Genomic DNA, 10,699 nt, shown 5'->3' with positions numbered 1-10,699 from the left:
GCACCGCCCCGTCAACTACCGGTTGGTAGCGGCGCGGTGCGGTTGTCGGATCATTCCTCCTGTGGAACAACTGATGAGTTGACGTCGACTCAGGAGGACTCGCATGAGAGCTCTGACCCGCCTCGCGCCGTCTCTGTTACTCACCACCGCACTGGTCTGGTCCGGCGTCGGGCCGGCCGGCGCCGCGGCCCCGCCGTCGAAGGCGCCGGAGGCGGTGGGCTGGGGCGGTGCGGTGGCCACCGTCGACGCCGACGCCACCGCCGCCGGCATCGAGGTGCTGCGCAAGGGCGGCAACGCGGTCGACGCGGCCGTCGCCGCCGCCGCGGCCCTCGGGGTCACCGAGCCGTACTCCTCCGGCGTCGGCGGCGGCGGGTACTTCGTCTACTACGACCACGCCACCGGACGGGTGCACACCATCGACGGCCGCGAGACGGCCGGCCGCACCGCCGACAGCGGCCTGTTCCTGGAGGACGGCAAACCGCTGGCCTTCGCCGACGCCGTCACCAGCGGACTGTCCGTCGGAGTGCCCGGCACCCCCGCCACCTGGGACGCCGCGCTGCGCCACTGGGGCACCCGCTCGCTCGCCCAGAACCTCGAACCGGCCGAGCGGATCGCCGACAACGGCTTCGTCGTGGACGACACCTTCCGCAACCAGACCGCCGACAACTACGCCCGGTTCAAGGACTTCCCGGCCACCGCCAAGCTCTACCTGCCGAACGGCAAACCCCCCGAGACCGGCAGCCTGCTGCGCAACCCCGACCTCGCCGCCACCTACCGGCTGCTCGCCAAGGACGGCGTCAAGGCCTTCTACCAGGGCGAGTTGGCCGGGGACATCGTCAACACCGTGCAGCACCCGCCGGTCGACCCGGCCTCCGGCCGCAACGCCCGTCCCGGCCGGGTCGACACCACCGACCTCGCCGACTACCGGGTCCGCGACCAGGCGCCCACCCACGTCTCCCACGGCGCCTACGACGTCTACGCGATGGCCCCCTCCAGCTCCGGCGGCACCACCGTCGGCGAGGCGCTCAACATCCTGGAGGACGGCGGCGACGTCTCCGCGTACAGCAGCACCCAGTACTACCACCACTTCCTGGAGGCCTCCCGGATCGCCTTCGCCGACCGCAACCGCTGGGTCGGCGACCCGGCCTTCAACGACGTCCCCACCAAACAGCTGCTCTCCGAGCGCTACGCCGCCTCCCGGGCCTGCCTGATCAGCCCGGACCACGCGCTCACCGGCCCGCTCGCCCCCGGCGACCCGCGCCACCCGGCCCCCTGCGCCGACACCGGCCAGGCCGTCGCCGAGCCGTACGAGGGCCCCAACACCACCCACCTGACGGTCGCCGACCGCTGGGGCGACATCGTCTCCTACACGCTCACCATCGAGCAGACCGGCGGCAGCGGCATCACCGTCCCCGGCCGGGGTTTCCTGCTCAACAACGAGCTGACCGACTTCGACTTCACCCCGCTCGCGCCCGGCGTCCCCGACCCCAACCTGCCGGGCCCGGGCAAGCGGCCGCGCTCCTCGATGTCCCCGACGATCGTGCTGCGCGACGGCGAGCCGGTGCTCGCGACCGGCAGCCCCGGCGGCGCGACCATCATCACCACCACCCTCCAGGTGCTGCTCGGGCGGCTCGACCGCGGCCTGAGCCTGGAACAGGCCATCGCCGCGCCGCGCGCCAGCCAGCGCAACGGCGCCACGACCCAGGCCGAGCCCGGCTTCCTGGCGCTGCCCGAGCGGGCAGCGCTGGAGGGCCTCGGACAGAGCTTCGTCAACGGCGGCGAGATCGGCGCCGCCACCGGCGTGGAACGGCTGCCGGACGGCCGCTGGGTGGCCGCCGCCGAACCCGTGCGGCGCGGCGGCGGCTCGGCCGCGGTGGTCCGGCCCGCGCGCTGATCGGGCCGGACTGTCGGTGCCGGACGGTATGTTCGGGGTGGGCCTCCCGCGCGAGGGGCGGCCCATCCCGTCCGCATGCCCGTCCGCACCGAACCACCGGGAAGGCCGCCCGCCGTGACCGTCCGCATCGCCACCTGGAACATCAACTCCGTCACCGCGCGGCTGCCCAAGCTCCTGGAGTGGCTGGAGAGCGCCAAGCCCGACGTGCTCTGCCTCCAGGAGCTCAAGTGCGCGGCCGACGCCTTCCCGTACGAGGCGGTGCGCGAGCTCGGCTACGAGACGGCCGCGCACGGCAACGGCCGCTGGAACGGCGTCGCGATCGTCTCCCGGATCGGCCTGGACGACGTCGTGCGCGGCCTGCCCGACCAGCCCGGCTACCTCGCCGACGGCGCCCTGCTGCCCGAGGTCGAGCCGCGCGCCGTCGCCGCCACCTGCGGCCCGGTCCGGGTCTGGTCGGTCTACGTGCCCAACGGCCGCGAGGTCGGCCACCCGCACTACGAGTACAAGCTGGAGTGGCTGGAGGCGCTGCGCAAGGGCGCCACCGAGGACGCCGCGGGCTCCCGCCCGTTCGCCGTCCTCGGGGACTTCAACATCGCCCCCACCGACGAGGACGTCTTCGACGCCGCCGCCTTCGAGGGCCTCACCCACGTCACCCCGGTCGAGCGTGCCGCGCTGACGTCCCTCGGCGAGATCGGCCTCCAGGACGTGCTGCCCCGCCCGCTCAAGTACGACCGCCCCTACACCTACTGGGACTACCGCCAGCTGGCCTTCCCGAAGAACCGGGGCATGCGGATCGACCTCACCTACGCCAACAAGCCCTTCGCCGACGCCGTCACCGACAGCTACGTGGACCGCGAGGCCCGCAAGGGCAAGGGAACCTCGGACCACGCGCCGGTCGTGGTGGACCTGGACCTCGACGTCTGAGCCGCGCCGCGGGCGTCACGCCGGGTCACGGGCCGTAACCCGAACGGTCGTGAGCGCTGGCCGAGCGCGGGGCGGGTGCCTACCGTCGGTGAATGACCGGGTGCAGTGCTCGACCACGTGGACATGGGAGTCCCCGGCTGCGCCCGAGAATCCCGGAGGTTCCGGCATGCGCCCCACGCGTACGGCCGCCGCCGTCCTGATCGGCGCGACGGCGCTGACCGGCCTGACGGCCCCCCTCGCATCCGCCAGGGACGGCTCGGCCTCGGTCAGCCCGTCCCAGGCCGCACCGGGCCAGACCGTGACGGTCACGGTCTCCTGCGAGAAGTCGGACAAGCCCGACGCCAAGACCATCACCGCCCGCTCCGCCGCCTTCGAGGGCGGTCCGGCGACCCTCACCCTGGGCCCCGACGGCAAGCACAGCGGCTCCGCCCGACTGGCCGGCCAGCACGCCGGGGACAGCAAGGTCGACGGCACCTGCCCGGACGGCGGCGCCTTCGCGACCACCGTCACGGTCGCCACCGTGGCCTCCATCACCCCGGACCGGAGCACCGACAAGGACGCCCGGACGAACCCCGACAAGAGCCTCGGCGAATGGGGCGAGGCCGCGGGGGAGTGGGCCGGTTCGCTCGGGCAGTCCGGCGCCGGCAGCCAGCAGGTCGCCCCGCACGGCGCGGTGCAGACCGGCCTCGGCGGCTCGGTCGCGGCGAACCCGGCGGAGCTGGCCGGCGGCCTCGCGCTGGTCGCCGGCGGTGTCGGCGGCTTCTGGCTGCTGCGGCGGCGCGGTGCCTGACGGCCCCGCCGCCGCGTGCCCGCGCGCCCCTGCGCCGCACCGCCGGACCCCGACGGGACCGGCGGCGCGGCGGCGGGTCAGACGGTTCGCGGCTCGGCGCCGCCGTTGCCCCAGGTGCCCCCAGTGCCCCCGGTGCCCCCGGTGCTCCCGGTGCCCTCGACGCCCTCGCGGTGCAGCCGGTCCTGGTGCCGGAGGGTGCCGTCGGCCAGCAGGTACTGGGCCAGCACATAGGTCGCCATGATCCAGAACTGATGGCCCGGCAGCTCCCGCCACTTCGCCAGCTGGGTGGCGATCAGCGTGTCGGAGAGCAGGAACAGCGCCCCGCCCAGCCCGGTCCGCCAGCCCAGCCCGGCCGAGGTGACGGCCGTCGAGGCGAGCAGCAGGCTGTAGCCCGCCACCGGGACGCGCAGGTCTCCGAGGTCCGGCCAGAGCTGCCCGACCAGGGTCACCCAGGCCGTCGCGTACGCGGCCGCGACCATCAGTGCCCGTCGGCGGTCGGTGAGCGCGCCGCGCTTGACGAACATCGTCACGTAGCAGACGTGCGCCGCCGCGAACGAGCCCATGCCCGCGAGGAACGCGGGATCGTTCTTCAGCTGGAGCAGCACGTCCCCGCCCGCGCTCAGCAGCAGGGCCGGCGCCAGCAGCTTCGGCGCCTCCTGCCCGGCCTTCCTGGCCGCCGCCACGCTCTGGGCCGCCAGCAACGGCATCAGGGCCGGCTTGGTGGCGTTCTGGAGCACCGAGGCGCCGGAGACGATCGCGCCCAGGTGCGCCGCCGAGGTGGCCGCGAAGCCGCCCAGCAGGCCGGTGGCCGAGCGCAGGCGTGCCCCGAGGCCGGCGCGGTCGGTGGTACGGACAGTCATGCGTGCGCCTCTCGGTGATCCGCTGCTCTTCAGACCGACCCTAGAGGAGCCGGACCGGCGGCGGAAGGGCGGGTTACCGGCGCGTAACCCCGGTGGGCGGAGCCGGATGACGGGGCGGCCGGCAGGCGGAGCGCGGGCGACCGCTTCGAGGGCTCCTGCGGAGAGTTCCTCAGGAGGGCGGTTGCTGCCGACGGGTGGCCCGGGCACCGTCTAGTCTGGACCCCGACATGGATCAGCAGGACTACGCGGTCGGCGCCACCCGGGTGGCCGGCAGGCCGGACGGACGCGCGGGCGGGGCAGGACGGGGAACCGCCCACGCCGTCCTCGCCGTACACGAAGCCGGTCCTGACGGCGGTCCGGCTGCCGGCTCCGCCACCGGTTCCGCCGGCGCTCCTGGAACCGGCCCCGCTGACAGGGGACCTGGGACGGGCGCGGCGAGCGGTGCTGACGACGTGCGGGTGACCGACCCCCCGGCCGCCGGCGTGACGCTCTCGCCCGATCCGGGGCTGCTGCGCCTGGCCCACTGGTTCGCCGCCGCCGCCCCCGGCACCGCCGACGACCTCTGCGCCGCCTCCTTCGGCCTCTACCCCGCCCGCCACCTCGGCGCCGCCGCCGAGCCCGCCGCCGATCCCGGCGTCAGCTGGTGGCACGGCCCCACCGCGCACTCCGCCACGCCGGCGCGCCTCCGGGAGGACCGCACCGAGGGCGGCCTGCGCCGCGCCCGGCGCGACGACGCCGCGCTGCCCGTCGTCCGGTCAGGTGCCAAGCCGGGCAGGCCGGGCCGGCACCGCAGGCCCGAGCCCACGCGGGTGACGCCGCCCACCGTCGTGGCCCAGGACCGCTCCGGCGAGGAGCTCCCCTCGGCCGAACGCCGGATCGCCGCCCGGCTGTTGCTCGCCCATCCGCTGGTCACCGCCTCCGGTCCGCACGCCGACGGCTTCCCGCTGATCCGCCGTCACCGGGACTGGCTGGCCGAGCGGTTCGACACCCTGCTCGGCTACCGCCTCGTCGTCGGCCCCTGGCACGCCCGGCTCTGCAAGGCCGGCCTCGGCCCCGACGCCGCCCGCCGCCTCGAACACCCCGTCACCGGGGCGCCGTTCACCCCGGCAGGGTACGCCCAACTCGCCCTCGCGCTGGCCCTGTTGGTCGATGCCCCGGAGGAGCTGGACTACCGGCGGCTGCTCGACGCGATGGGTGCCGCCGCCCCCGAACTCACCGCCGAACCGGCCGACCTCGCCATGGCGCTGGCCGCGCTGGCCGGCTGGCAGGTGCTCGGCGAGCTGCCGCCCGACCCGGCCGACGGCTCCTTCGTGCTGACCGTGGACCGCGAACTCGCCCGTGCCGTCCCGGCCGGCCCGCCCGCCCTCGCCGACGACGCCGCCGACCTGATCCGCCGCGCCGCCGACGCCGAGCCCGCCACCGCCGTCCGCCGGCTGCTCGCCGAGACACCCGCCGTCCTGGCCGCCGACCTCCCCGAGGACCACCGGGCCTGGCTGCAGGACCACCGGCTCAGCGGCCCGGCGGCGCTCGCCGAGTTCCTCGGCCTGGAGGCCGAGCTGCGGGCCGAGGGCGTCGCCCTGCTCGACCCGGCCGCCGAACTCACCGACCTCGCCCTCCCCGGTGCCGACACCGTCGCCCAGGCCGCCCTGCTGCTGGTCGAGCGCCTGGTCGAGGAGGTCCGCCCGCTGCCCGGCGAGGCGGTGGCCGGAGACGTTCCGATCCCGGACGCGCTGATAGACGGCGTCCTCGGCGACATCGCCGACGAGTACGGGCTGCCCGCCCGGTACCTCGCCGACCGCACCGCCCTGCGGCGCGACGCCCTCGACCTGCTCCACCGCCTCGCCCTGATGGCCCCCACTCCCCACCCGACCCGGCCCCCGGCCTGGCGCCTGCGCCCCCCGGCCGCCCGCTACGCCCCGGCTCCCGACCTCCACCCCACCCCCGGCAACGGCCGCCACTCGCGCCCCGGCCCGCTGGTCCCGCCCCCGGCCGGCCCCCGCGCCGAGCAGCGGGCGTAGCGGGGGACGCCGCTCTCCGGCGGCGGGGCCCGGCTCGGGCGGAAGGCGCGACGGGCTCGGGCCGGGAAGCATGGTGGCTCCGGGCCGGGGAACGTGGTGGTTCCGGGCCGGGAGAGCAAGAAGCACCGGGTCCGGGACGGGACCGCGGTGCCGGGCGGGGCGGTTGCTACTTGCTGGCGGAGGCGCTGGCCAAGGGGCCGTGTTCGACGGTTTCCACGGTGGCGCCGACGCCCAGGGTGCCGAGGGCGATGGAGACGAGGACGGCGGTGGCGGCGAGCAGCCGGCGGTGCCGTTGGGGCAGGGGGAAGCGCGGTTCCTGGTGGGGCGCCTGAGGGTTGGCGTTCATGACAGGGAGGTTTCCAGGGCGGCGTGAACGGTCGGTACGCGCGGGTGAAGTCCCGACGGGGGTTTGGCGTCGGTTGGCCGCACACGCCCCAACCGTCGCCGGCCGGGGCGTATGCGCAGGTCAGCGGCGCGTTCCGGACTCGCCGACGGCCTCCCGGACGGCGTCCCGCAGGCCGTGCGGCGGGCGGAAGCGGGAGGGCGCGGCGGCCGGGTCCTCGCGGAGCTCCTTCACCAGCGAGACGCACAGCAGCAGCATCACCACCACGAACGGCAGCGCGACCAGGATCGTCGCGTTCTGCAGCGCGGTCAGCCCGCCGGCCAGCAGGAGGGCCGCCGCGACCCCGCCCATCAGCACGCCCCAGACCACCACCAGCCAGGTCCGCGGATGCAGCGAGCCCCGGCTGGAGAGCGAGCCGAGCACCAGCGAGGCCGAGTCGGCGCTGGTGATGAAGAAGGTCATCACCAGCAGCACCGCGACCACGCTGGTCACCGAGCCGAGCGGCAGCGAGCGCAGCATCTCGAACAGGGAGGCCTCCGGGCCCTGCGGGATGGTCGCGACCAGGTCGGCCGCACCGGTGGTGACCAGCCGGATCGCGGTGCCGCCCATCACGCAGAACCAGACGACCGTCGCCCCGCTGGGCACCAGCAGCACGCCGAGCAGGAACTGCCGGACGGTGCGGCCGCGCGAGATCCGGGCGATGAAGGTGCCGACGAAGGGCGCCCAGGAGAGCCACCAGGCCCAGTAGAAGATCGTCCAGGAGCCGAGCCAGCCCTCGTCGGTGAAGGCGCCGGTCTGGGTGGACATGGCGAGCAGGTCGGAGAGGTAGCCGCCGACCGAGGACGGAATCGCGTCCAGCACGAACACGGTCGGACCGACCACGAAGACGAAGACCATGATCAGCGAGGCGAGCACGACGTTCGCCGTGGAGAGCCACTTCACGCCCTTGTGGACCCCGGAGAACGCGGAGACCACGAACGCGGCGCTCAGCGAGGCGATGATGATCAGCTGGGCGTTCTGGGTGTTGCGGACGGACGAGATGTAGCCGAGCCCGTCGGCGACCTGGAGCGCGCCGAGGCCGAGGCTGGTCGCGGAGCCGAAGACGGTGGCGAACACGGCCAGCAGGTCGATCGTCCGCCCGGCCCAGCCGTCCGCGCCGCGCTGTCCGATCAGCGGGACGAAGGCGGCGGAGATCCGGTTGCCCCGGCCCTTGCGGAAGGTGGTGTAGGCGAGGGCCAGGCCGCCGACCGCGTAGATCGCCCACGGGTGCAGGGTCCAGTGGAAGAGCGAGAACTCCAGGGCCTGCTGGGCGGCGGCCGAGCTCTGCGGCTCCACGCCGGAGCCGGGCTGCGGGGTGGCGAAGAGCTGGAGCGGCTCGCCGACGCCGTAGAACATCAGGCCGATGCCCATGCCGGCGCTGAACATCATGGCGATCCAGGCGACGGTGGAGAACTCGGGCTCGTCGTCGTCGCGGCCGAGCCGGATCCGGCCGAAGCGGCTGAACGCGAGCAGCAGGGCGACGACGAGGAAGACGTCGGCGGCCACCACGAACAGCCAGCCGAAGTTGTGCAGCACCCAGTCGAGCGCCGTGCCGGAGGTGCGGCCGAGCGAGTCCTCGGCGAAGACGCCCCACGCGACCACCGCCAGGACCAGGACGGCGCCGATGCCGAACACCGCCCGGTCGACCGGAAGGGTCGCGGCGGGTTCGTCGGGCTCCTTCGCGGGCGGGTCGGGCTGGGGCGGCTGGCTGCTCATCGGATGGACCTCTCGACATACTCGGCGCGTCCGGCTCGGACTGTCGGAACGCTCGGAACGCTCGGGATCAAGCTGTATGTCGCACTATGTCCAGTTCACTCCGCCGGTGGCGGGACGGCGCGCCGGGGGAGCGCCGGGTCGGGACCTACGTCCCGTCAGGCCGCCCGCCCCTCGCCGTAGCCGCGCCCGTGACCGTAGTCGCGCGCGGTGGCGAGGTCGTGGGAGAGCGCCCGGCTGCTGCGGGAGAGGCCCTCGATCCGCGAGTCCAGGTCGGCGAGCCTCGGGTGGGCGAGTTCTCCGATGCGCATGACCTGGCGAACGACGCCGCTCGCCGGGGTGTTCCCCCCGGGGGGCGGTCATCCCTTGAGGAACTCCAGTACCACGTCACGCAGTTCGCACGTCGGCGTGGGCGGCCGGCCGGGAGATCCGGGCGAGCGGGGTGGCTGACATCGGGTGCTCCTTCGCGGGCCGGGGTTTCGCCGACAGCGGGAACGGTAGGTGTTCACACCAGTGAGAAGGTCAAGCCGGAGAGCGGGAGCCCGCCCGGGACAGCCTTCGGGTCCCGGCTCTGGTCGCGCGCACCGGCGAACCGTCCACGCCGACACGGAAGGAACGCCGTTCATGGACGACGAGGTCCGTACCCCGGACGAAGCAGCCCCGACGCAGGCCGCCGGGACCGCGGCCACCCCGACGCAGGACGCCCCGACGCAGGACCCCCCGGAGCAGGCCGGCCCGGCGCAGCCCGTCCGCGACGACGGGGTGGACCGCCGGACGGTGCTGCGGATGGTCTCCGCCGCCGGGGTGCTCGTCGCGCCCGTCCCGGCCGCCCCGCTGCCCGCCGCGGGCCGGGCGGCCGCCGAGGAGGTGCCCGCGCCCGGCCCCCTGCCCGGACCCCTGCCCGGGGCGGTGCCCGTGCCCGGGCCCGTGCCCGGGATCGTCAAACCGCTGCCCGCCGAGTGGTTCGTGCCGCGCGGCACCAACGCCGAGACGCGCTGGGACGCCTTCCGCGACGCCGACGGCCGTGCCGTCGTCCATCGGCACGTGCCGGTGGAGCGGTTCTTCGTCCGCAACCACACCAGCACCCCGCTGATCGACCCCGGCACCTGGCGCCTCAGGCTCTTCGGCAGCGGTCTGCGCGGTGCCCCGACGGCCGGGCGCCCGGTCGAGTTCGGCCTGGACGACCTGCGGGAGCTGCCGGCCACCCGGATCAGCGCGCTGATCGAGTGTGCCGGCAACGCCCGCAGCTACTACCCCGGCCAGCAGAACCAGCCCGTCCCGGGTACGCCGTGGACCCTCGGCGGCGTCGGCTCGGCGAGCTGGCGTGGCGTCCGGCTGGCCGAGGTGCTGCGGGCCGCGGGGCTGACCGGGGCGGCGGTGGACGTGCTGCCCACCGGCCTGGACCCGGACTTCGTCGCCGGCGGCACCAACTACGGACCGGTGCGCCGCCCGCTGCCGATCGCCAAGGCGCTGGACGACGTGCTGCTCGCGTACGAGATGAACGGCGAGCCGCTGACCCCGGACCACGGCGCCCCGGCCCGCCTGGTGGTGCCCGGCTGGGTGGGCATCGCCTCGATCAAGTGGGTGGGCAGCGTGGAGGTCGCCGACCACCGGCTGTACTCGCCGTGGAACACCGACTTCTACCGGATGTTCGGCCCGGAGTACCCGCCGGGCGGCGGCGACCCGCTCACCGAGCAGGTGGTCAAGAGCGCCTTCGAGCTGGCCGCCGGTGCGCGGCTGGCGGCGGGGCGCGAGCACCGGCTGCACGGGCGCTCGTGGTCCGGGGCGGCGGCGGTGCGCCGGGTCGAGGTGAGTGCCGACGGCGGCCGGACCTGGCGGCGCGCCGAACTGCGCGACGAGCCGCGGGCCGACGGCTGGACGCGCTGGAGCGTCGACTGGCGCCCCGAGCGGCCCGGTCCGTACGAGCTGCGCGCCCGCGCGACGGACCGCCGGGGCAACACCCAGCCCGAACGGGCGGTGTTCAACCGGGAGGGCTACCTGTTCGGTGCGGTGGTGGCCCACCCGGTGACGGTGGTCTGAGCCGCGGCAGTGGTCCGAGCCCAAGCGGTGGTCCGCGCCGCGCCGGTGGTCCGCGCCCGCCGGCCCACCGGCCGGCGG

General features: G+C 75.2%; 9 protein-coding genes. 5 read left to right on the top strand and 4 right to left on the bottom strand.

Annotated features, from left to right (window positions below):
* The first annotated feature begins 103 nt into the window (after positions 1-103).
* The 3 genes from ggt (at position 104) to ACWGKU_RS38420 (ending at position 3,608) form a co-directional block, all read left to right on the top strand.
* A complete protein-coding gene (gene ggt / locus ACWGKU_RS38430) occupies positions 104-1,894 on the top strand; it encodes a gamma-glutamyltransferase (protein ID WP_401047013.1) in 1,791 nt (596 codons plus the stop codon).
* Between the two features lie 75 nt (positions 1,895-1,969).
* Positions 1,970-2,818 (top strand): exodeoxyribonuclease III, encoded by an 849-nt coding sequence (locus tag ACWGKU_RS38425; protein ID WP_452177471.1) that lies wholly within the window; start codon positions 1,970-1,972, stop codon positions 2,816-2,818.
* A gap of 166 nt (positions 2,819-2,984) precedes the next feature.
* Positions 2,985-3,608 carry a hypothetical protein gene (locus tag ACWGKU_RS38420; protein ID WP_452177472.1) on the top strand — a complete coding sequence of 208 codons (624 nt, stop codon included), beginning with the start codon at positions 2,985-2,987 and terminating at the stop codon, positions 3,606-3,608.
* 77 nt (positions 3,609-3,685) lie between these two features.
* On the opposite strand, the gene ACWGKU_RS38415 is transcribed toward ACWGKU_RS38420, so the two are convergent.
* Positions 3,686-4,468, bottom strand: a complete 783-nt coding sequence (locus tag ACWGKU_RS38415) for a lysoplasmalogenase (protein ID WP_452177473.1) — start codon at positions 4,466-4,468, stop codon at positions 3,686-3,688.
* A 458-nt stretch (positions 4,469-4,926) separates the two neighbouring features.
* On the opposite strand from ACWGKU_RS38415, the gene ACWGKU_RS38410 reads away from it, so the two are divergent.
* Entirely contained in the window at positions 4,927-6,486 is a 1,560-nt protein-coding gene (locus tag ACWGKU_RS38410) for a DUF2398 family protein (protein ID WP_452177474.1), read from the top strand.
* A gap of 166 nt (positions 6,487-6,652) precedes the next feature.
* Here the strand turns inward: ACWGKU_RS38410 and ACWGKU_RS38405 are convergent, their stop codons facing one another.
* The 3 genes from ACWGKU_RS38405 to ACWGKU_RS38395 all read right to left on the bottom strand — a co-directional run bounded on the left by ACWGKU_RS38405 (position 6,653) and on the right by ACWGKU_RS38395 (position 8,892).
* Positions 6,653-6,832, bottom strand: coding sequence for a hypothetical protein (locus tag ACWGKU_RS38405; protein ID WP_359913294.1), 180 nt, complete (start codon positions 6,830-6,832; stop codon positions 6,653-6,655).
* A 120-nt stretch (positions 6,833-6,952) separates the two neighbouring features.
* Positions 6,953-8,584, bottom strand: a complete 1,632-nt coding sequence (locus tag ACWGKU_RS38400) for a BCCT family transporter (protein ID WP_401054950.1) — start codon at positions 8,582-8,584, stop codon at positions 6,953-6,955.
* A 155-nt stretch (positions 8,585-8,739) separates the two neighbouring features.
* Positions 8,740-8,892, bottom strand: coding sequence for a hypothetical protein (locus ACWGKU_RS38395; RefSeq protein WP_452177475.1), 153 nt, complete (start codon positions 8,890-8,892; stop codon positions 8,740-8,742).
* Positions 8,893-9,367: 475 nt separating this feature from the next.
* Here ACWGKU_RS38395 and ACWGKU_RS38390 point away from each other — a divergent pair, with 475 nt between their 5' ends.
* Positions 9,368-10,621: a sulfite oxidase gene (locus ACWGKU_RS38390; RefSeq protein ID WP_452177490.1), complete on the top strand. Its 1,254-nt coding sequence runs from the start codon at positions 9,368-9,370 to the stop codon at positions 10,619-10,621.
* Positions 10,622-10,699 lie beyond the last annotated feature (78 nt).

The organism is Kitasatospora sp. NPDC054768, assembly GCF_053612025.1.
This window is presented reverse-complemented; position numbering and strand designations above follow the sequence as displayed.